Below are 26,317 nucleotides of genomic sequence, written 5' to 3'. Positions count from 1 at the left end.
TTTCTTGTCGTAATCCCAAGATGTCATAATATTTGTCGTCATGTCCTTATAATGCTTTCAAAAATTCACGGACGTATTGTTCAATGAGATCGCGATCAGGGCCTTGCCAAATTTTTTGAGCGTGACGGCCGCCTGGGATCTGCTTGAGCATTTTGGGTTCGGGTGCTTCCCGGTATACCGCCAAAGTTTGATCGTGCATCATTTCGCTCTCACTAACGATAAACAATTTGGGAATATTGCCTAGCCGGCTAGCGACCTCATCGGATACCGCCACCGTGGACCAGGTAATGACTGCGCGAAATTGATTCGGATTTAATGCAACGGCGCGAAGGACACCGCCGCCGCCACGAGAAGCTCCTAAAGCCACGGCCGGATGCCCTTTGGCTTCAAGTTCTTTGGCTACGGCAATGACATCATATTCAATAGCATCGACGCCCTCTTGACCCACGGTCGAACGACCGTAACCTCGAAAATTAGGAATAGCGACGGTGTAGCCTTCTTCTTGCAAGGTTTGTCCATATTCGACAAAACTGTCCCGGTCAAACGCCTTGCCATGACATAAAATAACGGCCAAGGGCCCTCCGGGGAGAAAATATGTTTCAATTTCTGCTCCATCTGAAGTTTTCGCAATAAATTCTTCCATTTTTCAAACACCCCCCAATAACTTCTAATTTTAGCACACCATGGATAAGACGGTGACATGACACCATGTCCTGTGTTATTTCGTCTCAATGAACCCACAACACAACGAAGCAGCTCCGTGGTGGCGGGGAGCTGCTTCGTTATGGAAGCCAGGTTATTCGGTTACATCAAACCATTCACGCATCACGTCAAACCATTCTTCCAATTTCTCTTCGGTGTCTTGGCGTGTTTCTTCTTCCATATCGAGCACCTCCTAAATCTGAAGTCCGTTGGCTGTAGTTTTATTTTGTGCCTCAAGTCTTCAGGCGGCTATGCTCTTTCCGCGAATGGCGGGAAATTAACAGTGAATGGTTTCTTTAGCTCCATGAAGTGCATACAGAGCAAATAGCGCCCATGAAAGGATTCAGCCTCTCGCGGCAGCGCGCAATTCGGAACGGATTTTGGCCATCACCTTATCCGCCCATTTAAGTTCCTGGCCCCATCCCATCAATAGGAGATGGCCAGCGATACGCACTCCCCGCTGCCATGACCAGGGCCTAAGGGAACTTTGTCCTTCCCAAATTACCTGATTGACATGCCTTATCACCCGCGCCGCAATCCATTTTTGGATGGATAAACGCTCCAAGTCATGCCCATAGATCCATCCCATATCGATACTCCACTTAAATAAAATCACCGTCAAAATAGGAATGCCAATAACGGGAGCCAAAGGGCCGCTTAGGGTACTCATTCCCATTTCTGCGGTAATGCACCACCGGTAATGCTGGCGTAAATGACTTGCACACGCTTCTCGTAAGGTTAAGGGAATGCAGCGCACATCCTCGACATGTTTTACAGGATATCCCGCTTGCTCATAAAATTTCCACAATTCCTGGGGATGAGACCACCGGACGGCGGTAGCAACCATCTTATCTCGATAGCCTTGTGGATTTTGGGCAATAAGCTCCCATTCCAAAAAATGTGCAGGCATAGCGATCCCCCTTTTCGTGTTACGATACGGGTAGAGGATTTGAAAGGTGAAAATATGCTCAAGGCAAAACGAAAAGGAGGAAATCATGGGCTTTGGTCCAAGTACAGGCGACCCTCAAAGTGGTGTCAAAGCTGTCATTGATCTGATTGATCTGTTATATCCGGAACGAAGCACGCCTTCGTTGAAACGCTGGCTAGAAGCCATTTGTGAGCCGTTACTCACAGCCCATGCGCCGCTAGCCTTTGATACCATCGCTCGATTTTTGTCCCAGCCGGAGTTTCGCCAGTATATTCTCGCTCAACCAGGGATTGCAGATAAATGGCACACGCTCTGGTATGCTTATGAAGGGTCTATCGATCCCGAAAAGCTCGATCCGGATTTGGCATGGCTTATCCACGACAGGATGGCTGTTCTCAAAGACACCACCCTGGATATGGACAATCCTCCACCATTATCGAATTCCTAAAGGATCTGTTATTCAGACAGGTCCTCCAAATGACTAACTAATTGATTAACATCGTCAGGAACATTAAATAAACCCAATGCCACCCGAATCCCTTGGTAATCGGGCACCGCTTTCACGACAATATTATGATCCCATAATTTTTCAGCCAAGTAGGTCCCAAATTTTTTAGATCGTAAGGTAACTAACGCTGTCAGACGATAATCATTTTGGGGGGGCATGACCACCTCAAACGCATCAAGATGGCCAACGGCTTGCACCAGCTGTTGCGCCAATCCTAATTGGTAGCGGCTTTGATGGGCAAATCCCTCTTCTTCAAAATAGTCCCAAGTTATAGACCATCCGACAACCCGGGGCCATGCCCGACTGCCAAACTCAAGTCCTTGGCCGTTATCCAAATCTAGAGGCCAGACTCCATGCTCCAAATCTTTGGGATTAAATACATGATCATCAATAGGCCACATGGTGGCTAATTCCCCCAAGCGGGTGGTCCGAACCCATAATCCCGCCCATCCTGGTGGCGCCATCATCCATTTATGTCCACAAAACACATAGAAATCTGCTCCGGTATTAAAAGGATTTATCAAAATATTTCCTAAGGCCTGAGCTCCGTCCACCAAAAACCGTGTACGCGGGTAACGATGAATAATCGGCGCCAGCTTTTCTACCGGAAGTTGCCATCCCGTTAAATAGGAAACATGACTTATGGCCACAAGCCGGGTCTTAGGCGTGATGAGGCGTTGTAACTGGTCTTGAAGCGATAGAGCACTGTCTACCGTCATCACTTTGACCTTAATCCCAAATCGGCGTATCAATGAGGATAAACTGAAAAGCATGGCAGGATGTTCGTGATCGGTGGTAATGACTTCGTCCCCTCTCTCCCATGGTAATCCCCACATCACTCGCAAAATGGCTTCACTATTGTTTTCCACCAGACTGACCGTGCCTCTAGGCATATAGTGCTCAATCCGCTTGGCAAACTGACGCGCTTTTTCTCGCGCTTCTAAATAGTAGGGAACATGTCCAGGACCGATTTCTTCCCATTCCAATTCGGCCGCACAAGCCGCGGCGGAAGCCGGTGTGGGAGTCGGGCCGAGCGTTGCGGTATTCAAATAGGTTTGTCGTAACGCCGCGGGAATCAATAATCGCAAGTCATATCCAAACACGCTAATCCTCCGTTCCCTACTCGTTATTCTAAAACCACAGGCACCGTGACTTGACCAGCCTTAGGCGTACTCACCGTGAGCGTCAAAGTACTGTGGGGCCTCGCTTGGATGACCCATTCCAGTTGGACCCTATTGGATGCTGGCGGTTCTCCCGCATCTAAACTGCCATACCCGCTTAAATGCCCTAAATATTGGGGCGACTGCCCCGCAATCATTTGATAGTCCCCGTCAAGACGTGCTGTAAGTCCCCGGTTACGTTTCATCGTGCGCCCTTTTTGCGTGCTTGAAGTCGGTAAAAAGCCTTGGTTCGTCACTAAGGCAACAATTCGGAAGATCTCGTTCCCGGTTTTCTCAACCGTCAATTTCGAAACCGCCAATTGAGGCGTGGTTAATCCCAACGTGGTGAGAAAACGTCCGACGCGTTCACATTCTTCCTCCAAAAACGTAAGGGGAGGATTTTGAATCACAAATTTCGGATCAATACCCCCGATTTCTACAGGACCTAAATCAGGATGGTTAAAAGGTGTCCAGGCAAAAAATGCTTCCGGCCCAATTTTTTCATCGATAAAGGCCATAATTTTTCGCATGTCCTCTTCTTTTTCGCTATCCGTTAATTTCATCAAGCCTTGCACGCCATATTCGGCATATCCCCGTGCCCCGGCATGACGAGGCAAATCCCAAATTTCGACGGTGAAACTTAAGACACCTTGATGATCATACATCCAGTCATCCGCCGCCCCCGGCATCAACACGTCATCGTGCCCATTATGAAAGGTTTCATAATTGGACTTGGCAAAATACCCGCTCACTTGAGCTCCCTCATGAGCCACCCGGGTAAAGAGTGCCCGGTCTTCCAGTGACAACACGGTATCAGGGCCTGTAGACGGCTGTCGCAAGATCACCCCGCCGGAGGTATGAAGAGCCGCATATCCTGCAATATTGGGATGCTCGGTGACAAATTGGGCTAAAGCATACAGTTCCGGCTCTGATAGGGGAAATGGTCCTGCCCCCTTTTGCTTGTCTTCTCCGGCCCAGCGGATCGGAAAGTTCCGGTTAAAATCCATGGCATTAGGAACTGTGAGATTTAAGCGACCTCCCATCAAGTCTTTCCCTTGATGCTCCGCAGGCAGCACCCGTCCTTCAGGAAAGACATGATAATATTGACCGCCAAATTCACCAGGGCGACGCCTGCGCATAATCCGGGGATCTTTCTCATCTACGGCAAATGCCCCGTCATCCGCGGGCATCCGTATCGTCAAGATATGCCCGTTGTCATCAATATCTTCTAATATCCACCCCGGTAAAACTTCTGAATACGGATAAAGATGAGGACTCGAACGCATCCGAAGCGGGGTGGTTAAATATTCTTCCGCACCATCGACAGCAATTCGAGGAATCACATACACAGTACGGGTATCAAGAAGCCAGGTAACCGCGGGGGATTTTCCGTAGTTCTCTAAGAGCGTAGCCATCCAGTGCATGGCCACCGCATTCCCAGCCACTTCACCAGCATGAATATTGGCATCCACGAGCACCGCGGGTTTGCTTTTTGCCTCTTTGACGGGTGATGATAGTGTGGCGGCCCATAGATCCCGGCCCATCCGGCTTTTCCCGATGGCTTCCAGCGCAAAAAGACTGCCGTACTGTTCTTGCCACTGTTGCAGGGTTTCTGTCATTAACGCATAGGTATAGTAACGTGCTGCACTCATGAGTGTTGCCTCCTGGTTTTTCGTTCAATATGCGCTGTGACAACTGGCGAATTTTCACGGATCCCTCAAATAATCCAGCGCATCGTAAAATTCCGTCATCATGATGCGTAATGTCTATGTTAGTTCGATTTTGACAAGCAAAATTCCTTTAATTTTTTCAGGGATTTACACTTTGCTTGACGTCAAATCCGATTTTCGTCATCATGGACCATAGTGATGGAATGAGGCGAAATAACAATGATACGTATAGGATGCCATTTGAGTGTAGCCAAAGGATTTGTCAAAGCGGTGGATAACGCGCCGAAGTTGGGCGCCACCTGTTTTCAATATTTCACAAAGAACCCGCGGGGGTTTCGCGGTGCGAAACCCCTCAATGTGGTGGATGCTGAAGAAGGACGTACCCGAATGCAGGAATTGAACTTGGTTACGGTAGGACATACCCCCTATCTCATTAACCTGGCAACTCCGGATGAGGAACTGTTTCAGCTGTCTGTAGACGCGTTAGTCCAAGATTTAGTGATTGGGGAAGCGCGAGGATCCTACGGCGTCATCGTCCATTGCGGCAAACCCAAGGATAAAGGACTTAACTACGGTATTGCCCGTATGCAAGAAGCCCTCTCCCAGGTCTTAGAGCGTAATAAGACGGAGCATGTGATGATTTTGTTAGAAAATACCGCGGGACAAGGATCGGAAATTGGCACAACGATTGAACAACTATTAGCGATAGCCGATCCCTTTCCTAAAGACAAAGTGGGATTTTGCCTGGATACCCAGCATGCGTTTGCGGCAGGCATTCTCTCTTCGGAAAACATCGGGGATTTTGAAGGATTTCGACACCCCGAATTTATGGATGGACTAAAAGCCATTCACTTAAATGACAGTAAAGTGCCCTTTGGTGCTAAAAAGGACCGCCATGAGTTAATTGGGCAGGGATTTATGGGGATCAATATGATCCAAACGATTTTAAACGAACCCCGCTTCCATGCGATACCGTTTTTTTTGGAAACCCCTGTCGAATCTGAAGCGCAGTATGCCGACGAAATTCGCACATGTCGCGAACTGCTAGGAAGTGATCAATCATTGGCGACATAGGCGAAAGATTTACACAGGCATCTTCATTTAATGGGGGAATCCCGTAACATATGGCAGCGCGGATCATATATAATCCCACAGCCGGTAATGGCAGAGCGGTTCATGTTTTAGAAAGTGTTAAACCGTTTCTCGAGAAATTCGATGTGGAAATTGTTGAAACACAGGGCCCGGGTCATGCCACCCAACTGGCTCAAGAAGTTGCAGATATTGAAGACATGACGGTCGTATCTTTAGGAGGCGACGGAACTCATCACGAAGTGATTAATGGTTTGATGCCTTCTGGCAAAGCCATCTTTAGCGTTATTCCCGCTGGCACCGGCAATGATTTTGTTCGCATGCTGAGATATCCCAAATCCCTGGGAGAAATGGTAGATACCGCTTTGAGGGGACCCCATCAATGGTTCGACTTGGGGCACATTGATGGCCAGTATTTTCTGACCGTGGCCGGTGCTGGATTTGACGCTGAAGTCGCTGGCTGGGTCAATCAGCGCAAGAAGCAAGGAAACGGCACATGGGTGTTCATTCGGGGAATTTTATACAATGCCTTTGGATATCGCCCACAACCGATGACGGTCACCTTGGAAGAAGCCACGCGATCGCAAAATACCTTTATGATTGCCATTGGGAACACGCAATATTATGCTGGGGGAATGAAAATCTGTCCGGAAGCCAATCCGCACGACGGTGAATTCCAAGTCGTATGGATTGAAGGGATTAGCCCCTGGCAAGTATTTCCGTTATTAGCGCGCGTTTTTCGGGGAAGCCATGTCAGCCGCAAAGTGGTGAAAACCTTTCCCGCCGCCTCCTTGACCCTCGAAGGACCCAAAGCGTTGTGGGTCCATGCCGATGGGGAATTGATTGGTCATTTGCCCGTCACCGTAAAAACCATCCCCAAGGCCATTCGCGTCCGTGTGGGTTCGATCGAACAGGACGTACCATAAAATTTTCAAGCGTATGCGTAGAAAGGCAGAATAACGGATGATGTCTTGGCCTCTTGATACCACACCGTTTTTATGGGGTGTGGCAACATCAAGTCATCAAGTAGAAGGCAACAACCATAACGATTGGACACAATGGGAAGACACGGGCCATGTTCCCGAGAAATCGGGAAACGCCTGCCTTCATTACGAAAAATATCCTGAGGACCTTAATCTGTTTTCTGAGATCGGCATCAATGCGTACCGCTATTCACTAGAATGGAGCCGCATTGAACCGAAGCCTGGGTATTTTGATGAGAACGCTTTACAGCATTACCGGGCTATGACTGAAGCTGTTATTAGCCACCATATGGAGCCCATAATCACATTGCATCACTTTACGTTGCCCCTATGGTTTGCCGCGCAGGGAGGGTTTTTCCATCCTCAGGCTCCTCAGCTATTTGCTCGCTATGTCAAGCAGGTTGTTAGCCATCTAGGCGATTTGGTCCGGTTTTATATCACCATCAATGAACCCATGGTCTATGCCGTGATGGGTTATGGTAATGGGCAATGGCCGCCTGGACATAAAAATCTCAAAGAAGTGTGGCAAATCGGTCCCCGCCTTCTCGCGTGTCACAATGCCGCTTATCACCAAATAAAACAGCAAAACGCCCATGCCATGGTAGGACTGGCTCACCATCTTCTGGCTTTTGAACCCTATAACAGTCGCTCCCGGCTAGACCGTTACAATGCCCGTCTTCTTCATTCCTTGTTTAATGGCCGCTTTATTCGGTGGACCCGGCATACATCCGATTTTATCGGAATCAACTACTATACCCGGCAATATGCCCGTTTCCGTCAATTTCTCACCCCGGTTCCACACAAACCGGACCAAATTCTTACCGACATGGGATGGGAAATTTATCCTGAGGGTCTCGAAAAATTATTGGTGGCCATGAAACGCTATGATAAGCCTCTGATCATTACGGAGAACGGAATAGCGACGAATGATGACCGGCTGCGGCAGCAATTTCTGAAAGATCACATAGCGGCAGTAGGCCGGGCCCAAAATCAAGGAGCTATTGTCCGCGGGTATTTTTATTGGGCCGGACTCGATAATTTTGAGTGGGCCGAAGGCTATAGACCCCGCTTTGGTCTCATTCATGTGGATTATGCCACGCAACAACGCACCCTTAAAGACAGTGCCTTGTTATATCGCCGTATCATTGAGGCCAATCAAGGCCGGTGGCCCATTAGCGTACCACCAATACCGGAACAACCGGTTTCTGGTCTTTGAAACAGCGAGCATAGCTTGCTTCATCCAGAGCCTGTGACTGAAAAAGATGCGCCAACCATTCCGTACTGAGTGTGGGTCGAAACTGAATGGCTTGTTGAAAGAAGCTGGATAGTTGCTGTTGGGTATCTTGAGGCATACTGAGTTCCGATATGGCCACGCGTAAGGCAATCAGAGCATCTTGATCTGAAACAATCCCTTCGGCAGGGGCTTGATTTAATAATCCCTGAGAATCCAAAATATGCAAGGCTTCCTCATAATCAATGCGTCCACTCCGTTGCTGTAGACGTAATTCCACTTCTCCAACTCGGATCGGAAAGGCATGAGGCGGCCAATCCTGAACGGTCTTTAAAAGTTCTTGGCGAATGACGTGCTCTTCCGTTTCTAGTTGTCTGATTTCCCGACGAATGGTCGCAAGGCGCACGATAACCTGAGCCATATTGGCACTCACAGCATAATCTGACGAGCCCATAATCTCCCTCCTGACAATTTTGCCTGTTGCCCTATACATAGGTCAGAGAACGAGATTTAGACCAAAAAATGCTTTTCATGGGGACTATTTTCTTAGGCTCTCTTTCTTCAGCCAAGATGGGTATGAAAATGATTGGAGACGTGTTGTTCCATAGACTTTAATCAACTTTTCTCAGGATTTTGCTAGGATCTAACACAAAAGGTCCGTCGCGAATAACACGCAGCATCACCGGTTCCCCAGGTCGTAACACCACGCTTCGCTCGCCGTCCAAAGCTAACGACCCACCCTCTTTTCGTCTCCACGTCACCGCTTGTCCTAAAGCTAACGGTTCAACCTGTTGAACATAAAACGGCGTCATCAGACCTGGTGCCATCACGGCTAAAGTAGCTTGTCCAGGAGGTCCTCCTTGCAAAATCACTTGAAGAGCGACATCATCATCGGGAAAAACAGGATAAAGAAAGCCTCCTACATTTGATAACCCCGGCCGAACTGGATCCGCCACTGTCAAGAGCAGACGCTCCACATCATCGGCATGCCAGACCGCCAAAGCACCGGTGTAAGCCTGACGCACAAGGGCTACATCAATTAATGCCAGTTCTTCGTGGCCATTTTCCAGCTGCACATGGATCAATTTGGCTTGAAAACCTACTTCCAATGGATCATCGCCGCGTGCGAGATATAATGCGCACGCATAACCCGCTGCGGTTTGATCTCCCGTCCAGCAAGCGACGTTATTGGTTCCGCCGGCAATCGGCAAAATGGGAATCCCGAGATGAGCCTGGGCAACATTGCGCTGGGTACCATCTCCGCCCACACTCACGATGACCCGCGCTCCTGCCTGCTCAAGGCGCTGGGCCCAATCAATTGTTGAGGCCCCATTACTCGGTTCTTTTTCGCCGGCAATGAGTTTTACAGGCAAGACGTCATTCAATTCATGCAAAGCATAACGCCCAAATCCTTCATAATCATCTATCATCATCACTTCTGTGCCGGGAATCCCAGACATCCCGGAAAAGAGTCGCCGGACCACTAACATTTTTTCGGGAGCCGACTGCAAAGACGCAGCCGCTACTAAGCGTCTGATGTCACGTCCAGCCATCGGATTAATAATTAGGCCAATTGTGGGCATTCACCATTCACCTTATTGTTTTTCGGACGATGCCGGGGGAATCAGCTTATTGAGTAAGGCAATCAATTGATCTTGCTCATCCCTACTCAATTTGTCATCGGCCTCTTGGGCTAAGAATTTGACATGTTCCGCGCGTTCTAACGACAACAAGCGGATACCTTCATCGGACAACCGCAACCACACTAATCGCCGATCCTGGGGATCACGTTCTTTACACAACAATCCTTTTTGCACTAACGCATCAACCGCCCGGGTGGCTGTCGGTGCAGACACCTGCAAGTGTTTAGCCATATCCATAAGCGTCAGGGTCCGCCGATCCCGAATCAAATATAAAATATGATATTGCGTTGGTGTAATGTGCCATGGCGCACGATCACGCGCAAACTGACGTGCCATCATGCGCAAAACACGAAATGCGGCATCAAACAATGCTTCTGCCTTTTCCTGGTTCACCGTCTTCTCCTCTCCACGGGATATGACAAGCATACCATCAAAGATTGCCCATCGGGTAGAGTCAGTTTCACCAGGGGACTATTTTCGCACAGCAAAATCCTTTTATGCTGAATAATGAACGTGTCATCAGGCGAAAAGGACCTTGGGATGTCACAATTAGCAACTCCCTGGTCCCTTATATGCCTAAATCATGTACGACAAGCCGTTAATGTCGGGGTCTTGATGTTTGTCCTGGTTTAAGAATGTTTAATACGGATTTCTTGTAATGCAAGAAATCCGAAGACAGGGTAACATCCCACTCGCGAGGTCTTCCTAAATTAATCGCAATATCCGCTGCAATTTTGCCGGGCCGTGGCGTCATCACCACCACCCGGTCGGCTAAGACAATCGCTTCCTCTACATCGTGTGTAATGAAGAGAACGGTGGGTTTAACCCTCTGCCATAGAGAAAGCAAAAAGCGTTGCATGTCTGCTCGGGTTTGGGCGTCTAAGGCGCCAAAAGGTTCATCCATCAATAGAATTTGCGGTTCAGTAATCAATGCGCGGGCAATCGCTGCCCGTTGTTGCATGCCTCCAGAAAGTTGATAGGGAAAATGCTGTTCAAATCCAGACAATCCCACAGTGTCAATAATGGACTGAACTTTTGGGACATGATGAGATTTTTTCCCTTCGCGAATCGTGAGTCCCAAAGCTATATTGTCGTAAACGTTCATCCACGGCAACAAAGAAGGTTGCTGAAACACGACTCCCCGTTCCGGTCCCGGTTTATCCACGACCCTCCCTTCCAGTAAAATCTTTCCCTGGCTCGGTTGTTCAAACCCTGCCATCATGTTGAGAATTGTGGTTTTCCCACATCCCGACGGTCCAACAATACAGACAAATTCTCCGGGATGTAATGATAGGTTCACATGATCGACGGCTAAAACGGGCTGGCCGCCTTTTATAGTCGGTGGATAGAATTTCGTCACATTGTGAAGTTCAATCACCCGCAAATGCTCCTTTTTGATTACATCTGATAAATCACACCGGGAACATAGGTCATATAGACCGGATTTCCTGTGTTAGGTCCCACTTTTCCGCGAATGATCGTAGACCGTTTGGCAAAAAGAGGGATCAACATATTGGCTCATATTTGCTGGAACAGCACTGATTTGCCCCGTCTGTTTCAACCACTGGGCTGCTGACGTTAAGGATTTTGTGACCAAAGAGTCAGCAACCGTGCTGGAAGTTCCCAATCTTCGCAGGGTTAATTCCTGGGACAAGGTCGTAAAGTGCAAACCTTGCGCTTGCGCTTTGGCATCAGCGGCTGAAATTCCATTTAATTTGCCAATATCTTGGAATGACTGGTTAGGATGGGCATAGAAAAATTTGACACCAGCTTCTTCCGCTTGGATGAATTGATCCACCAATTGAGGATATTTGCTGGCAAAGTGCGAATTGACAACGGCCAAATTAAAAATTGGTGCTTGGTTGACCTGGTTTTGATCGTAAATGAGGATATGACCATGGTCTTGTTGCATTTCGTTTAAAAAGGGGGCCCATACGTAGGCGGCATCAATTTGATTGGTTTTCCAGGCAGCCACCATGTTGGGCGGAGCCATATTATCGATATGAACAGAAGAGACTGGAATGTGGTGCATTTGAAGAGCGGTATCTAGTTCAAAAGGTGACGTCGAGCCTTGCACCAAAGCTACCGTTTTCCCTTCCAAATCTTTAAGGGATCGAATATGAGACCCATTTTTAACCACTAATCCTTCGGCCGTGGTATACCGCTCCATAGCCCATATCACTTTCAAGGGAACTCCGCGGGCAATCGCAGAGGCTGTCGGGGGATTACCTAAGGTGGTCATAAAATCCAAGGAGCCGGAAGCCAAGGATGTCAGGGCCTCGGGACCCGATGAAAAATATTTCAAGACCACATGCGCATGCATATATTTTTGAAAGAAATTCTGCTCAATGGCCACGGATTCGGGATCTGGCGCATTTTCATAACCGATGGTGACCGTCGGTTCTTGCTTCGCTGCCGTAGCACTGCCGCACCCAGCTAACCCCACCAGGATAGGTAGGATGAAAACTCCCATCATAAGAGACTGCCGAAATTTCTTGGTTTGAAGAAATGCACGCACAAAACATCCTCCTTTGGTATTTTGTCATGGTGTTATGCGCCTCATGACTCACGATGACGGCATAAAATATATGCTCCACTGAGGTTAAGATCGTGACGTTACCCTTTCTTAGGACAAAAAGGTGACACAGCATCCCCGAGCATGACTACTTCCAGTCATACGAGAACGTGCTCTGTTTTAGAGAACAATCGGTAATGTTTATGCTTTCCCTTTCCATGGTGTGACTCGGTGCTCAATGCTGCGGATAATCAGTTCCATCCCGTAACCGAGAAGTCCAATGATCACGATACCGACAAAAACCACTCCGATCTGCAGTTCGTTTCCTGCTGATTCAATCATCCAGCCCAGTCCCTTGGATGCTGCAATCATTTCGGCAGCGACAAGACAGGTCCATGCAATGCCGATACCAACTCGCATGCCCGTAAAAATTTCCGGAAGTGCCGATGGCAAAATGACATAACGGAACAACTGTCTTTTGTTGGCTCCAAGGCATTGGGCTGCCCGAATACGGGTCTCTTGTGCACTTTTTACCCCGCTCATGGCGCTAATGATAATAATGGGAATGGTACAGAAAAAAATCAGGATGACTTTTGAGGTTTCGCCAATGCCAAACCAGACAATCATCACAGGAATATAGGCTAGCGGGGGAATAGGACGAAGGAATTGTAATAACGGGTCAATGGCTAAAAAGACCCAGTCTGATGATGCCATCCAAAATCCAATGGGGATCCCAACCACAACGGCCGCTAAAAACCCTGCCGTAATACGGCCCATGCTATATAACGTGCTCGTTAATAAGGGAACACCGCTATAACCTATTGTGGCAACCGAAATGAAATCATGAAAAACAGATCCGGGTGAGGGGAGGGCTGTGGATGAAACCCAGTGAAGAGCGGAAATTAACCACCATACCACAATGACCAGGACCGCCACTAACCAGGGAACGTAACCTTTATACGGTTTTTTTTGCATCGCCCCCGTCAGGCCTTCTGGCGTTTGACTCACCACGCCATTTTTTTGTTCCTTCTCAGGCGTCACCCATGAATAACCCATAAAGCGTACCTCCTTAAAAACTGAGGTTCTCATCTCCTATCAATCGAAAAATCACCAAATCGATAAAAAAACCGGGACGAGCCCGGGCAACTGTCCAAGCTTTCCATGCCGACGAGGTAAGCTGACGGGCTAGGGCGGAAAGCTGCCCCCTTACGTACGCCCCGAAAATTGGGTCCCCCGTTCGTGTTTGCACACGATTTGGCGATTAATTCAATTGATTCCACTAAGCCCTAGCGTACTATATGTACAAAGGACTGTGTGTGTTCCTTTTCAGCCTATCATGAATTCGGTGCTTGGTGCAATTTTGTGGATGATTGACAAATTTGCGAGAGCGCAATAAATTCTCCCCATGACTTCGGAATTTCAGTAAGATAAAAAGCGCCTAGTCCGTTGTGCTCAACTATTTCTCACAGGAGGTTTTCTGTTGCCCTCATACGCTGATGTATTATTGGTCCGGCATGGTGAAAGTGAAGCCAATGCAGTAGGCCGCTTCGCGTGCCGCACATGGGACCCACCCTTAACTCCCGCCGGTTCTTTAGAGGCCGAGCGACTCGCTCGGCAATTGCTCAATGCTCCCATTCGCTATATTGTCACGAGTCCTTTGTTACGCGCCAGGCAAACCATTCTGCCCTTGGCACGGATCCATCAGATTGATCCCGTCATCTTGGATGACTTGGCAGAAGTTGATTTAGGACAGTGGGATGGTCACCGACTGAAAGATTTAGAAAACGCCAATTCCCCTGCTTTCCAGGCATGGCGGCAAGATCCGGAGAATAATCCCCCTCCCGGCGGAGAAAGTATCATGACCGTGGGTCAGCGTGTGTTGTCCGCGCTCTCGCAGTTCCTTCAAACTTGTGAGCCCAGTACCTTAACCGTAGCAGCAACACACGCTGATTGTATTAAAGGGGCCCTGCTCGTTATTTTGGAAGCCCATGGACCGGCTGCCCGCCATATTTGGGTACCGAATACCGGGCAACTGCTGCTACGGTGGTTTGATAATGGACGCTGGGTCATCATTTTCTCGCCGCTGTGTAATGCCCGGGAAGAAGAGTGCGACTTAGATTAGATTAACCATCATGACTCCACTCTTACGCACTATAAGTCTTTTATAGCACATCGTGATGGTTTAATGGCAGATCCCAAAGCAAGCGGTGCATTAATTCCGCTGTTTTAATCATGTCCTGATCTTTAGGCCGTGCCCAAAAATACAACGAAGGCTGTCCTGCGGTGTGATACACTTCGATCCATTTTTTCGCTGCCAAGCGTTCAAGAATCGGGGTAACAATGTGGGGTTCGAGACGAGCATCCCCACAGATAGTCCCGATTGTCACCGCCCGGCGCCGGTACCATAAGGACCATAATACGCGTTCAGTATAGTCGTTGATGTCTTTAGGATGATCCATCGTCACAACCTCCTTAGATGTGCCTCGTTTGGAAAATGCCCCCACTTGTTCTACAATATTCCCGAAATTTACAAATTGAGTCCTGACCGAGTTTTACCTTGTCAATGAGAGCGCATCATCATACACTCTCATTATGGCAAAGGTCCTGGACGGAAACATTGTGTAATTTCATCAAGAGTATCAGTCTAAAGGAGAAAACATGTTGAACCGTTTTGCAAGAGTCCTAAAGGTATTGGGGCTCGGTCTTAGCCTTGGTCTCTTGGCGGGCTGTGGACAGACTGTAACCCACGTGAAATCGGCCGAAGTCCATAGAATTACGATAACGGATGATACTGGACGTACTGTTATTCTCCCGCATAAAGCCACCCGCATCGTCACGATTGCCCCAAGTAATACTGAAATCGCTTTAGACTTGGGACTCAAAAATGAGATTGTGGGCACCGATACCATGACATTTGAGTACGCGCCGCCTCCATGGGCAAGCGAATTGAAGGGGCTCCACAATATCGGTTCGTCTTTCCCCTCCATCAATATCCAGCAAATCGTGGCGACGAAGCCCAATTTAGTGCTTGCGATTCCCGGCATTAAGGGATTATCCGCTCTACAACACTTTCACATCCCCGTTATCATTTTAAGCCCGCAAAATATAAACGGCGTCTATCATGATATTCAAATTGTTGGAATAGCCACGGGTCGAACGCAACAGGCCAAAACGTTAATTTCCCAGTTAAAAACCGAATTAAATACTCTTCAGCGCCTCGTGCGCAAAAATATCCATCATACTCCCACCGTCTTTTTGGATTTGGGACAATTATATTCCGCGGGACCCAATAGTTATCTCAACAACCTCATTACAATGGCTGGAGGGAAAAATATTGCTGATCAATTTGCTCATACGGCCTATCCTATACTGACGCCGAAGCAAATTGTCAAAGCCAATCCTGATGACATCATTTATGACCCAAGTGATGCGACGGCGCATGTTATTGCCAGTTTACCGGGATTTTCTCATGTCCGTGCCGTCCAAGACAATCATATTCTGGCCATGCCCGAACCTTCCTATATTGATGAACCCTCCCCAGCCATTGCTATGGGACTTGCCGAACTCATCCATCTGCTTCATCCTCATGTGATGTTACCCAATAATCTCCTCAAGGATTTTTAAACTAGTAGATTGTATGAGTCGGTGGCAAAACGGATTGACGATGGTCCCATGATGAAAAGAATGTACTTACGTATACACTGCCCCATTGACCAATTACAAAGACTGGTGGCAACCGAATTTGATGCTAATTCCGCATACCATTACGATGCCCTAATCGCAATAGCTGAATATGTTGTACGTGATTACGGGCCTATCGTTAGTAGACAAGGATAACGTCACGTTGGGAATCAAATTGTTATAGATATTCGTCGCACTGGAAACAGTAGATCCCTGGTAGGACACTAACGCAACCGGAGCAGCTTGCACTTGGTTAAGTTGATATCCACTGGACGTACTGGAAAAAATGCCAACATCCGACAAGACTACGGTCCCGTTAATATTAAGAAATAGCTTGGTCAGTTTGAGTCCCGTAGAGCTTAAGATAGTAATTATCGCCAGACTCGGCGGCCTGAGCATCAACAGGGGCACCACTTTGATTGATATCACTCACTAAATTGGTTCAAGGTAGTACTGGTATTAACGCCAATGGACACGGTAACCCCACCAACGACAAAGGCGACAGTCGCAGTGGAGAGATTAAGGGCGACACTAGAATCGGTAATAGAAATAGCTGTGGAGGCCGTTCCGTCGATTTCCGTTTGAGCTAATTGTAAGACATCGACCGAGTAACTTCCTGCTGGTGCACAGCCTGCATAGCTTGTAGTCCCGTCAATCCTAACGATTGCAATCCCAATAAAAAGGAACCAGCATCTCCTTGTAAAGTCGTCCACGCGGAACTATTATTCTGCAAAGCCGTCAATGCATTAACGAATCTCGAATAGCTAATGTCACGGGTTAACAGATTAATTCCCCCGGAGACAATCCGGCAGGCTTAGCCATTGCCACTTTAATGAGTGGAGAATTAGGTGGAATCAATCTGCCCTCAATAATGCCAACCAAGCCTTGAACTAGTTAGATACAGCCAATGGTGGTATCCAAAATGACGTACAAATTGTGACTCAGATTCAGGAGTTAGCTACCCAAGCCTCAAGCATTCCCGAAACAACACAAGACCAGCAAGACCTCCAAAAAGAAATTCAAAGCCTATGTTAACCCAATTAAACAGCAACGCCAATTCCGTAAATTACAAACTGGTGCACAACAAGATCAATTGAATAACACGATTCAGAATCTGAACACAGAAAACACCAATCTGCAGGCGGCTAAATCAACAATTATGGACGCCAATATGTCGCAGGTCATGAGTAATTTCTCACGAGAACAAATTCTGCAGCAGACGGGACTTCAGGCACTGGCTTCGGCCAACCAGCTACCCGGACTCGTTTTGAAGTTACTCGGCTAGATTCATAAAATAATATCCCGCTCAGATCGTCTCTGGGCGGGATATTTTCGTTTTTTAAAGAACTAGAACAAAGGCTCAAAATCACGCCCTGCGACCAAGCGATAAGAAGAATGCTGTGTCTTTAAGCCCCCATTCAAGGGTCTCTTTGCAGGCAAATGAAATGATTCCGTCGTCACCGGTTCCACTAAATCCACAGCATAGCCAAAAGCCTTGGCAATACGCTTCGTCAATTCATACCGCGTTAAACGCTCCGGTCCTACTATATGTAAAATGCCCTCAAATTCATCTTGTAGCGCTTTCCATGCCATGTTCACTAACCCATCACTGGGAGTCGGCGTATTCCATTGGTCCGTCACTGCTTTAACCGCATGTCCCCTTTTCAGTTCAGATAACACCCGGTAGACAAAATTTCGGGGGTTATCATCCCGGCTATAAATCCAGGCTGGCCGGATTACCAGACTATGGGGCACTTGCGTCAACAAGTACTGTTCCATCTCCGCCTTGTGTTGACCATAAACCATGATGGGATGCACAGGGTCCTTCTCTTGATAAGGTCCATTCATCCCATCAAAAACATAGTCCGTAGAAAAAAAGACAATCCGTGCGCCTTGTTTTGACGCCAATTCTGCCACTATTTGAGGCGCACGGACATTGTGTTCGTAGCTCAACTCAGGATTTTCTTCACAAAAATCCACATTGGCCATTGCCGCAGGAATCCACACAACATCCGGTTTAATAGCCGATAAAAGGGACTCGACAGCCTCGGTATCACTCATATCTAATGCCTTATACCCCGTTTGGGGATGACGATAATAGGTCCCTGTCACGTCTTCCCCAACCTGACCTAATTTTTGATAGAGGTATGTCCCCACTTGACCCGAGGCTCCAATAATCACATGTTTCATTTTGTGATGTGAACTCCTTTATCAATTCCCCGAGACATCCCAGAGAATCGTGACGCTTACAATTCTTGAGCGAGTCTTTCAATGACTTGTCGTGCGTCACCTTCGACGCCTAAATAGGTGTGCAGTCGCATGGAGGCCAACATCCGGGACATACCGGGACCCATATGGCTCGCTGCGACATCACTCACGTGATGATCCATCAGAAATTTCGCAATCCGTGCATGATGCCGGCCTTCACCGTCCTGGTCATGTAATGTATCCCAATGGACATCGAATTCTTCCCAGTTGGTAATTTGATGATCCTCAATCGTCGCTAACGCGACCCGTGGAGCCCGTCCCCACCGGGGCTCTACCTGACCAGCCTCATCAACCGGAATACAGATAATATGTGCCATCTCCCTCACCTCTTTCTATAATTTCCCAGCTTTTTTCTTCTGTATGTACACCAAAATGCCTTGGCTATCCAGCATAATGTCCAAAGCTAATGGATCCACAGTCTTTACCGGATGGCCTAAGCGTTTTAAATCTTGGGCAATAATTTCCGATAACGCCCGGTAGATTAGCTCATAACTAGGATTATCCGGCAATTGTTTAATCAGCTCGTTGATATAGTGCACCCCTTTGCGGGAAAAGTCAAAAGCCTCTCGCGCTGGTTCTGACACTCCAAAATGGGTGTGATAAATCCGGTGGGCTCCGAGCGCTTCCATTCGTTCAAGGGATGCAAGCATCACATCTGGATCAAAATCCACGGGAGACGTGGTAGGAAATCCATAATCAAAGTCCCATCCGGTATATCCCGGAACATAACGAATGCCGATCATATCCCCACTGAAGATTCCCTGCGTGACATCGTCCATAATACACATGTGATGTTTGGCATGTCCTGGCGTATGGTAAAAACTCAACGTATGCTCACCCAGATGCAAGGTTCCTTCATCTTCTTCAATGACCACCCGGCTTGCATCCACGGGGATTAAGGCGCCAAACATCTCATCCATACGGTCTCCATACACGGCGCGAGCACCTTGATCCAGTTTGGAGGGATCAATTAAATGTCTAGCCGCCCGAGGATGCGCATGTAATAGAGCATGAGGACTTTTCTGCATCATTTGACCCGCTCCCCCTGCATGATCTAAATGCACGTGGGTCACAATAATATGATCTAAGTCCGTCGGACTCAGGTCCAACTCTTTGAGACCTTGAAGCAATGCCTCATGACTTCTGGCCGATCCCGTCTCAATTAACGCAATCTGGTCATCTTTAATCACATAGGCACTGGAGCGAAATGGTTTTCCTTCCTCGTATAAATCAATAGCATAAATCCCATGGCCATAATCAATGATTGACATACACCAACCTCCTCCCTTCTTATTTTCATCTGTTATCTGGAATCTGGCAATTCACGAAGTATTCAAGCAAATCGTTCACAAACTATTCTAACGAAAGAAAAAAAGAGAGGAGACGTATCACGAAGACTGAGACCACAGTGCCAATGTTTGTTGAACTTCAAATTGATGACCAATCTGATTAAAAACGGACAAGGCACGATAAAAATATTCGGCCGCCTCATCTTTTTGTTGACGAGACAAGTGCCACTGCATTTGACGCCGGTGGGCTAATCCCTGGATGCGTTCGTTATGGATGAGCCGCGAAATTTTTAGCATGCGTTGAATTATTTTCTGCGCTTTACGCCAATGTCGGCGATGAATGTATAGCTCGGCTAAGTCGTCTAAAATAAAAGCATAGGTCGTGCTATCATCCCTCAAATAACCGAGGGCATCAATGAGACAGGTCTCAGCCTTTTTCCATTCTCGTTGATAAAGATAATATTCGCCCCGGTCATGAATAACCGCAGCATAAGCCGCTTGGTCATGGGCCGCGAGCGCGAATTCCTCGGCTTGCTGTAAATGATCGAGGGTTCTTGGCTTCGCTTGATGTTGCATGAGATCACACGCGGCCAGATCAATATGAGTCCAAGCCAGCCAGTAAGGTTCTTCAAGCTCCTTGCCAATTTCCCAGCATTCTTCAAAAGTGCGATATGCTTGATGAAATTGACCCATATTCAAATGACAAAGACCGGTATTTAATAACATTTTTATAATAATCCGCCTATCCCCAGCTGCCTCAGATATCACGTGATCATAAAGCACAGCAGCCATGGCAAAATGATTCATTTGATAGAGCGCATTGCCTGTGCGAATTAATATGTGACGCCGATGATTGGGATCGATTCGAGCAGGGAGTGACAACAAAATATGCAAGCCAAAATCGGCCGCTTGCGATATATGACCCGTTAATTGCAAGGCTTGGGACAAATCGGGACCAATGGACGCGAGTAAGTCATGCCACTGGTAAGCCCGGGTGAATTGATAGGCTTGGGTTAAAATTTCTGCAGCATCCTCATGACGTCCTGTTAAAACGGCATCATGTCCTGCAGCACATAAAGTCTGTGCTGCTTGCCTCAAGGCAACCTTTTGTGGACAAATTAACGCGCTCATGTCCACTCCGAGAACGTGAGCAAAGTGCCGGATCCAATCGTCAGGAGGCACACATTGATTGGTTTCTATCAACTCAACCACTGAAACAGGAATACCTGGGGTTGCCAGCGCTTCCAACGACAGCCCCTGCAACAGACGCAGGTTCCGAATCCGGTCACCTACCGTAAGGGACGCAGGCCGAATTTTCACGTCCTCCACGACCGACACCTTTACCTTCTACAAAATCTCCTGCCATAATAACAAACTCCATCACAGCAGGAAAGATTTTCCGACCATATTGCCTTTATTTCGCCATCGTTGGCGAATTGCCCAAATTTTTTTACGTTCTCCCCATAATTTCGACCATGTTTTCCATAAATCTTTTGTATACGACAAGTGGTATCGAGAAGCTGTGAGGGCAAAAAAACTATAATGCAGCGTCACGGTAATGGCTCTCGTTAAGGGATAATATTTCCACACCAATAACAGTCGCGCTGTTTCGGCCATATGCTGGCGTTGCCGATTGTCCTTGGGATCAGAATGGCCTGGATGATGTAACACGCGGGATAACGGTTCAAAGATCACGTGATACCCTAATTGCCGGATACGAATTCCAATCTCGGTATCGTCATGCCATTTAGGCATTGTCTCATCTAATGGCCAAATGGCCTCAAGTCCCTGACGGCGTATAACCATGCCACACCCCATCGGATAATCTACTGGCTGTCCACGCCAGGTCAGCACAATGCTTTCATGCTGGGCCAAAGGCTCTCCCCAAAGACGGTCTCGGCCGTGACCGCTGCTATCAAGGAAGGAGCCTGCCCCGTTAATAATTTGCCCGTGTTTCATCAACACTAATGGCGCAATGGCTCCCGCCTCTTCTTGCTCCACCAGATCCTCCACGGCCCTAACAAGCCAGCTCGCAGTCGCCTCTCCATCACTATCTAAAAACGCCAAAATTCGTCCCCGGGCGTTAGCCACACCAACATTACGACCACCGGCAACGCCACGGTTTTCCGTTAAAGAGACCAAGCGTAATAGGGGATCGGAAAACCGGTGAAGAATATTCACGCTTTGATCAGTCGATCCATTATCAACCACAATGCATTCTAATGGTCTTGGGCGAAGAGCCAGAACGGATTGAACCGCTTGAGCAATAACTTTTTCCCCGTTATAATTCACAATAATGACAGAGACATCTTCAACTCGCAGCCTGTCACCGTTTTTCATGGCTCACCTCTTGATAAAGAGCCACGTGCTGCGCATAGGTCTCATGCCAAGTCGGCAACGCTTGTCGGTCAACATCCACCCGGTGTGTTACGATTTCCATAATTTTTTGAGCCCATGATTCGATATCGTCCGGGGCTAAGACATAAAGCCCAGCCACGGCATAATCCCTCACCCCTCCCGTCGGCGAAGCAATGACTGGACAACCATGCCACAACGCCTCAAAACTTCCCAACCCAAAGCCTTCATAACGGGATGGGGAAAGATATATCGCCGCATCATGATACAGTCTTACCGTCTCACGATCTGACACATAGCCCAAAATGTGCACGCGGTCTTTCAGTGGGAAATTCTCATAAGCCCGCCAAAATGATTCGTTGTTCCAGCCATTTGATCCGGCCAACACTAAATGATGGGGCAAATGGCCTTTTGTGACGGTCTCATTGAACACTTTTAGCAAAAACTCCAAATTCTTACGGGGCTCTATCGTTCCCACATGAAGAAAATAGGGTGCCGCCAGGAATGATTCGGGGGATGGCGGAACATCTCTTAACCGATCACTGCCGAGCCCAATCACCGCAATACGATCGGGACTCAAAGTCGAAGCCATTTTCAACAAGTCGTCTCGCACTTCCCCAGAAGGAACGATAATCTTGGTCGCATTGCGCATTGAACGCGGCACGACCTGCATCAGATAGCGAACCGTATCCGACCTAACGACCTCAGGCATACGGTAGAAGGCGGCATCATGGATCGTCACAACAGATGGGATGGGACTGAAGGGCGGAATACTAAATGCCGGGCCATGAAACACATCATAGTGATGACGCCGTAAATGCCACGGCAGTAAGAGACTTTGCCAGGGGATTCCTTTGATACGACGAATGACACGAACGCCTACCCCATCCAATTCACTATCATTCTTTTCATAGGACAGAGGGTACAAGGCTACATCTTGGCCATCATGTTGATATTCAGCCAATAAACGCGCTATATATTGAGCAATTCCAACGCGTTCACGTTGGCCAGACAAAACTCGCACATCCATAGCAACAACCGTGGCTATTGTCTTTCCCCTCCATTGCCTAATCGCTTTCCATTACCCTAAATCCCTAGAACACGCCGATATCCTTCATCAGTCAGTGAAGCCGTCTTATTCCAGTCAAACCGTCCCGCACGCTGTTGTCCCCGTTCCGCCAAATCTTTTTGTTGATCCGGATGGGTGATGACCTGCCATATTGCATCGGCCAAGTGAGAGGGATCGAGTGGATCAACATAGAAAGCCGCATCACCCCCGATTTCAGGCAATGAACTATTGGTTCCAGTAATCACCGGACAGCCCAAGGACATCGCCTCCAAAATCGGTAGACCAAACCCCTCGTAAAGGCTAGGATAAACAAAACAGCTGGCTTCAGCATATAAATCCGCTAAGGCAACGTCATCAATCATTGTGCATAATTCCACATTCTCCGGGACCAAAGCATCCTGCATTACCCGGGATAAGTGACGGGATTCAATTCCCACGACTTTAAAGGACACCCCACGGCTAACTAACAAAGCCGCCGTTTTCATCACCAAGGCCAGATTTTTTCTGGGGTCCATGGCTCCCAACACTAAGACAAAGGGCTTTTTGGGCCATTTGACCTTGTCAGCTTGATATTTAGGGGCCAAGGGCGTCACAATGATCTGATCGATGGGAACGTGTAACGTCGACGCAATGTCTAATGCCGCATGATGAGACACCGTAAAGATCAGCGCGCTTTTGTGCACTAAATACTTGAGGGCATTCATCCGGTATAACCGGCTCAAATGATGGCGTAAGGGAATTTGACCTCCGAAATCCTTGCCCCGGTGCCATTCAATGACGTCATGAACCGTCAGGACTAAAGGTTGTCTAGTGCGTAACGGGCCGATGTTGGCCGTCCCGTGAATGAGTGACAAAGAACGCGCCGCATGCGGCATAGCAAATTGTTCCCACCAAAAGAAATTGGGAGCCTTCAAAATCTCTATAGGAAATGCCGAGCGAAATTGTTTGATGATCTCCCTATCTGCTCGTTCATCAGCATACAGGAGAAGATCATAGGATCTGGGAATATCCGCTAAATGGCGAAGCAATTGGTAGATATATTCCCCAATACCTCGGCGGGGACTGTGCATTCCGTAACGGGCATCTATACCAATAACAGGCTTTGTCACTATTCCACCTGCCACGTGTGGGGAAGCACCAAAAGTCCTGGGCTTCTTGCCATCGATTGTACAGCCAAGGAAATGGCTCCCGGCCATTCTTTCAACCGGCGACCATTATCATCATATAAAGTCACGCTCATTTCATATTGGCCCGCCGTTAAGTACAATTCCGGCATATTCAACGATACCCGCACCGTTCCTTGTGGGAAGAGCACTGGTGTCCCGTCCAGTAACGTCGAGAAACTGGCAATTTCAAGCCCATCCGGCCGTCTTAAGGCCAAGCTCAAATGTCCCCTAAACGCCTGGTCCCCATGATTTTCCATGACGACAACAACATTTAAGGAGTCCCCCGATAACAAGGTATCAATAATTTTGTCCCGACTGCGTACAAAAGCCTGTTGCAACTGCAAAGGGCCTTCAGTATCCCGTCTTGCTTCAGAGGAGGAGAATTCCTCTACAGGATTTGGTGGATTTTGATCCAACACGCTTTGACGATATGCTAAGACCACGTCGCGAGGAAGACCGGATTTTTGCATGACACCCTTATTAATCCAAATGGCTTGATCCATAAGCCGTTCAATGGATGAGAGATCATGAGACACCAACAAAATACTCGTGCCTTCCCGTTTCATATGAAAAATACGGTCCATACATTTTTGTTGGAAAGCTTCATCACCGACTGCAAGAACCTCGTCCACAATAAGAATTTCGGGCTCAACGCTGGTCGCTACGGCAAATCCCAAACGGGCATGCATTCCGGATGAATAATACTTGACCGGGGTATCAATAAACGGTCGAATTTCCGCAAAATCAATAATATCGTCCATCTTTTTTTCAATAGCCCGGCGGCTGATACCTAAAATCGACGCGTTCAAGTAGACATTTTCCCGACCAGTAAAGTCGGGATGAAAACCAGCACCCAACTCCACCAGGGCCGAAACCCGGCCTTCAATATGAATGTGACCGCGCGTCGGACTCATCGTGCGTGTCAAAATTTTTAATAATGTGCTTTTCCCCGAACCGTTGTTGCCCACAATACCAAATGAGGTCCCTGCAGGCATGTTCAACGAGATATCTTTTAAAGCCCAGAAAGGTTCTGCCGGTGCCTTTTTGCGGCGCTTGGGAATCATACGGGTCAAAAGTTGCCCCACACTATCGGCCCGGTCCCGGCGCAGCATAAATTGTTTCCAGACATGATCCACAACAATGGTCGCCACCTACATCACCTCAGCAAATAGCGGTTCGATTCGTCTGAAAAGACTAATCCCGGCCAAAAACACAAAGACCGTCCAGGCCAGAGCTACCCAAGCGAAAATGGGATATTGCAAATGACCGGTAAAAATCACATCGCGTTCCATTTGTAAAAGACTGCCCATGGGGTTCATTAATAAAATACTGCGGAGGCTCGGTTTCAAATTGGTCACCGGATACATGACGGGAGAAAAATACATCCAAACCAAAAGAATAAGACCCATAAGCTGGTTGACATCACGGTAGAGCACATTTAAGGCCGCCACTAAGTAGCCAATCCCAAGCGTAAAAAATATCTGCAGCACTAAAATAACGGGAATCCATAAGCTCGTCCAATAAATCGGGGTGTGATAGATGAAGATAAAGACAATGAGCACAAGTAATGAAAACAAAAAATCAATAAAGCGCGCCAACACTGATGCCGTCGGCAAGACAATACGAGGAAAATAAATCTTCGCCAGTAAAGCGGCATTACCGGAAATGCTGCCAACCGCCGACATCACGCCATTAGCAAAAAAGTTCCAAAATGTGATTCCCGTCAACATAAAAACCACATAGGGAATCGGCTTGCTCGAAGCATGAAAAATTACCCCAAAGACAAACCCAAAAATCGCCGCCGTGACTAAAGGGTTAATAATAGCCCAATATAACCCCAACATGGAATGTTTGTAACGGGTTTCCACATCTCGTACGGCCAAATTGCGCGTTAACTCGGCCCATAATCCGATTTGATGCAACCGCTTTTGCCACTGGTTTTTCCATAATGACATAGAGGGCGAAGACGCACTCTCTTGTGATGATTCTTCCACACGGACAGGCTTTGACACGCTTTTTTCGCTCCTTATTCCACCCTAAAATCCGGTCGCCGGCACAAG

At 47.9% G+C, this 26,317-nt stretch carries 29 protein-coding genes and 1 riboswitch; of the genes, 7 read left to right on the top strand and 22 right to left on the bottom strand.

Features of this window, described 5'->3' with window-relative positions:
• Positions 1-46: 46 nt before the first annotated feature.
• Together AOA63_RS13375 and AOA63_RS13370 are read right to left on the bottom strand one after the other, a co-directional pair.
• Positions 47-643: an alpha/beta hydrolase family protein gene (locus AOA63_RS13375; protein ID WP_053960170.1), complete on the bottom strand. Its 597-nt coding sequence runs from the start codon at positions 641-643 to the stop codon at positions 47-49.
• A 402-nt stretch (positions 644-1,045) separates the two neighbouring features.
• Complete coding sequence (locus tag AOA63_RS13370; RefSeq protein ID WP_053960169.1) at positions 1,046-1,612, bottom strand: hypothetical protein; 567 nt, start codon at positions 1,610-1,612, stop codon at positions 1,046-1,048.
• An 85-nt stretch (positions 1,613-1,697) separates the two neighbouring features.
• Here AOA63_RS13370 and AOA63_RS13365 point away from each other — a divergent pair, with 85 nt between their 5' ends.
• Positions 1,698-2,078 (top strand): hypothetical protein, encoded by a 381-nt coding sequence (locus tag AOA63_RS13365; RefSeq protein WP_053960168.1) that lies wholly within the window; start codon positions 1,698-1,700, stop codon positions 2,076-2,078.
• An 8-nt stretch (positions 2,079-2,086) separates the two neighbouring features.
• On the opposite strand, the gene AOA63_RS13360 is transcribed toward AOA63_RS13365, so the two are convergent.
• On the bottom strand, positions 2,087-3,241 hold the full coding sequence (locus AOA63_RS13360) for an aminotransferase class V-fold PLP-dependent enzyme (protein ID WP_053960167.1): 1,155 nt from the start codon (positions 3,239-3,241) through the stop codon (positions 2,087-2,089).
• Between the two features lie 23 nt (positions 3,242-3,264).
• Positions 3,265-4,950 (bottom strand): M14 family metallopeptidase, encoded by a 1,686-nt coding sequence (locus AOA63_RS13355; protein ID WP_053960166.1) that lies wholly within the window; start codon positions 4,948-4,950, stop codon positions 3,265-3,267.
• 237 nt (positions 4,951-5,187) lie between these two features.
• Here AOA63_RS13355 and AOA63_RS13350 point away from each other — a divergent pair, with 237 nt between their 5' ends.
• The 3 genes from AOA63_RS13350 to AOA63_RS13340 are packed head-to-tail and all read left to right on the top strand — an operon-like array spanning position 5,188 to position 8,256.
• Complete coding sequence (locus AOA63_RS13350; protein ID WP_171822724.1) at positions 5,188-6,042, top strand: deoxyribonuclease IV; 855 nt, start codon at positions 5,188-5,190, stop codon at positions 6,040-6,042.
• 50 nt (positions 6,043-6,092) lie between these two features.
• Positions 6,093-6,983 (top strand): diacylglycerol/lipid kinase family protein, encoded by an 891-nt coding sequence (locus AOA63_RS13345; protein ID WP_053960165.1) that lies wholly within the window; start codon positions 6,093-6,095, stop codon positions 6,981-6,983.
• A gap of 37 nt (positions 6,984-7,020) precedes the next feature.
• Positions 7,021-8,256 carry a glycoside hydrolase family 1 protein gene (locus tag AOA63_RS13340; RefSeq protein ID WP_053960164.1) on the top strand — a complete coding sequence of 412 codons (1,236 nt, stop codon included), beginning with the start codon at positions 7,021-7,023 and terminating at the stop codon, positions 8,254-8,256.
• Here the strand turns inward: AOA63_RS13340 and AOA63_RS13335 are convergent.
• From AOA63_RS13335 to AOA63_RS13310, 6 genes are all read right to left on the bottom strand, one after another.
• Positions 8,213-8,725: a hypothetical protein gene (locus tag AOA63_RS13335; protein ID WP_053960163.1), complete on the bottom strand. Its 513-nt coding sequence runs from the start codon at positions 8,723-8,725 to the stop codon at positions 8,213-8,215. The genes AOA63_RS13340 and AOA63_RS13335 overlap by 44 nt on opposite strands.
• 157 nt (positions 8,726-8,882) lie before the next feature.
• Positions 8,883-9,854, bottom strand: coding sequence for an NAD(+)/NADH kinase (locus AOA63_RS13330; protein ID WP_053960162.1), 972 nt, complete (start codon positions 9,852-9,854; stop codon positions 8,883-8,885).
• 12 nt (positions 9,855-9,866) lie between these two features.
• Positions 9,867-10,307: a MarR family winged helix-turn-helix transcriptional regulator gene (locus AOA63_RS13325; protein WP_053960161.1), complete on the bottom strand. Its 441-nt coding sequence runs from the start codon at positions 10,305-10,307 to the stop codon at positions 9,867-9,869.
• 205 nt (positions 10,308-10,512) lie between these two features.
• Positions 10,513-11,292 carry an ABC transporter ATP-binding protein gene (locus AOA63_RS13320; RefSeq protein ID WP_053960160.1) on the bottom strand — a complete coding sequence of 260 codons (780 nt, stop codon included), beginning with the start codon at positions 11,290-11,292 and terminating at the stop codon, positions 10,513-10,515.
• 75 nt (positions 11,293-11,367) lie between these two features.
• The gene (locus tag AOA63_RS13315) at positions 11,368-12,432 is read right to left on the bottom strand and encodes an ABC transporter substrate-binding protein (protein ID WP_139061609.1); all 1,065 of its coding nucleotides are present in this window, start codon (positions 12,430-12,432) and stop codon (positions 11,368-11,370) included.
• A gap of 198 nt (positions 12,433-12,630) precedes the next feature.
• On the bottom strand, positions 12,631-13,485 hold the full coding sequence (locus AOA63_RS13310) for an ABC transporter permease (protein WP_053960159.1): 855 nt from the start codon (positions 13,483-13,485) through the stop codon (positions 12,631-12,633).
• 90 nt (positions 13,486-13,575) lie between these two features.
• Positions 13,576-13,699, bottom strand: a riboswitch (cyclic di-AMP (ydaO/yuaA leader).
• A gap of 210 nt (positions 13,700-13,909) precedes the next feature.
• Here AOA63_RS13310 and AOA63_RS13305 point away from each other — a divergent pair.
• A complete protein-coding gene (locus AOA63_RS13305; RefSeq protein WP_053960158.1) occupies positions 13,910-14,551 on the top strand; it encodes a histidine phosphatase family protein in 642 nt (213 codons plus the stop codon).
• A 40-nt stretch (positions 14,552-14,591) separates the two neighbouring features.
• On the opposite strand, the gene AOA63_RS13300 is transcribed toward AOA63_RS13305, so the two are convergent.
• Positions 14,592-14,888, bottom strand: coding sequence for a hypothetical protein (locus AOA63_RS13300; protein ID WP_053960157.1), 297 nt, complete (start codon positions 14,886-14,888; stop codon positions 14,592-14,594).
• A gap of 199 nt (positions 14,889-15,087) precedes the next feature.
• On the opposite strand from AOA63_RS13300, the gene AOA63_RS13295 reads away from it, so the two are divergent.
• A complete protein-coding gene (locus AOA63_RS13295; protein ID WP_053960156.1) occupies positions 15,088-16,053 on the top strand; it encodes an ABC transporter substrate-binding protein in 966 nt (321 codons plus the stop codon).
• A gap of 150 nt (positions 16,054-16,203) precedes the next feature.
• Here AOA63_RS13295 and AOA63_RS19405 read toward each other — a convergent pair whose 3' ends face one another.
• Positions 16,204-16,512, bottom strand: coding sequence for a hypothetical protein (locus AOA63_RS19405; RefSeq protein WP_206742831.1), 309 nt, complete (start codon positions 16,510-16,512; stop codon positions 16,204-16,206).
• A gap of 23 nt (positions 16,513-16,535) precedes the next feature.
• Complete coding sequence (locus AOA63_RS19400) at positions 16,536-16,823, bottom strand: hypothetical protein (protein ID WP_139061607.1); 288 nt, start codon at positions 16,821-16,823, stop codon at positions 16,536-16,538.
• 326 nt (positions 16,824-17,149) lie between these two features.
• Here AOA63_RS19400 and AOA63_RS20230 point away from each other — a divergent pair, with 326 nt between their 5' ends.
• Positions 17,150-17,395 (top strand): flagellin, encoded by a 246-nt coding sequence (locus AOA63_RS20230; RefSeq protein ID WP_278277072.1) that lies wholly within the window; start codon positions 17,150-17,152, stop codon positions 17,393-17,395.
• Between the two features lie 62 nt (positions 17,396-17,457).
• Here the strand turns inward: AOA63_RS20230 and AOA63_RS13290 are convergent, their stop codons facing one another.
• The 9 genes from AOA63_RS13290 to AOA63_RS13250 form a co-directional block, all read right to left on the bottom strand.
• Positions 17,458-18,300: an SDR family oxidoreductase gene (locus AOA63_RS13290; protein WP_053960155.1), complete on the bottom strand. Its 843-nt coding sequence runs from the start codon at positions 18,298-18,300 to the stop codon at positions 17,458-17,460.
• A 56-nt stretch (positions 18,301-18,356) separates the two neighbouring features.
• Positions 18,357-18,695 (bottom strand): NifB/NifX family molybdenum-iron cluster-binding protein, encoded by a 339-nt coding sequence (locus tag AOA63_RS13285; protein ID WP_053960154.1) that lies wholly within the window; start codon positions 18,693-18,695, stop codon positions 18,357-18,359.
• A gap of 15 nt (positions 18,696-18,710) precedes the next feature.
• Positions 18,711-19,649, bottom strand: a complete 939-nt coding sequence (locus tag AOA63_RS13280; protein WP_053960153.1) for an MBL fold metallo-hydrolase — start codon at positions 19,647-19,649, stop codon at positions 18,711-18,713.
• A gap of 117 nt (positions 19,650-19,766) precedes the next feature.
• Positions 19,767-20,996: a helix-turn-helix domain-containing protein gene (locus tag AOA63_RS13275; RefSeq protein ID WP_139061606.1), complete on the bottom strand. Its 1,230-nt coding sequence runs from the start codon at positions 20,994-20,996 to the stop codon at positions 19,767-19,769.
• Between the two features lie 51 nt (positions 20,997-21,047).
• On the bottom strand, positions 21,048-22,007 hold the full coding sequence (locus AOA63_RS13270) for a glycosyltransferase family 2 protein (RefSeq protein WP_053960151.1): 960 nt from the start codon (positions 22,005-22,007) through the stop codon (positions 21,048-21,050).
• Positions 21,994-23,052: a glycosyltransferase family 4 protein gene (locus AOA63_RS13265; RefSeq protein ID WP_053960150.1), complete on the bottom strand. Its 1,059-nt coding sequence runs from the start codon at positions 23,050-23,052 to the stop codon at positions 21,994-21,996. Before AOA63_RS13265 ends, AOA63_RS13270 begins: the two co-directional genes overlap by 14 nt.
• A 56-nt stretch (positions 23,053-23,108) precedes the next feature.
• Positions 23,109-24,200 (bottom strand): glycosyltransferase family 4 protein, encoded by a 1,092-nt coding sequence (locus AOA63_RS13260; RefSeq protein ID WP_053960149.1) that lies wholly within the window; start codon positions 24,198-24,200, stop codon positions 23,109-23,111.
• Positions 24,200-25,408: an ABC transporter ATP-binding protein gene (locus AOA63_RS13255; protein WP_053960148.1), complete on the bottom strand. Its 1,209-nt coding sequence runs from the start codon at positions 25,406-25,408 to the stop codon at positions 24,200-24,202. Before AOA63_RS13255 ends, AOA63_RS13260 begins: the two co-directional genes overlap by 1 nt.
• Positions 25,409-26,269, bottom strand: a complete 861-nt coding sequence (locus AOA63_RS13250; RefSeq protein ID WP_242848336.1) for an ABC transporter permease — start codon at positions 26,267-26,269, stop codon at positions 25,409-25,411. It lies immediately after the preceding gene.
• Positions 26,270-26,317 lie beyond the last annotated feature (48 nt).

Source organism: Sulfobacillus thermosulfidooxidans, from assembly GCF_001280565.1.
GTDB lineage: Bacteria > Bacillota > Sulfobacillia > Sulfobacillales > Sulfobacillaceae > Sulfobacillus > Sulfobacillus thermosulfidooxidans_A.
Note: the sequence above shows the minus strand (reverse complement) of the source record. Positions and strands in the feature narration are given on the sequence as shown.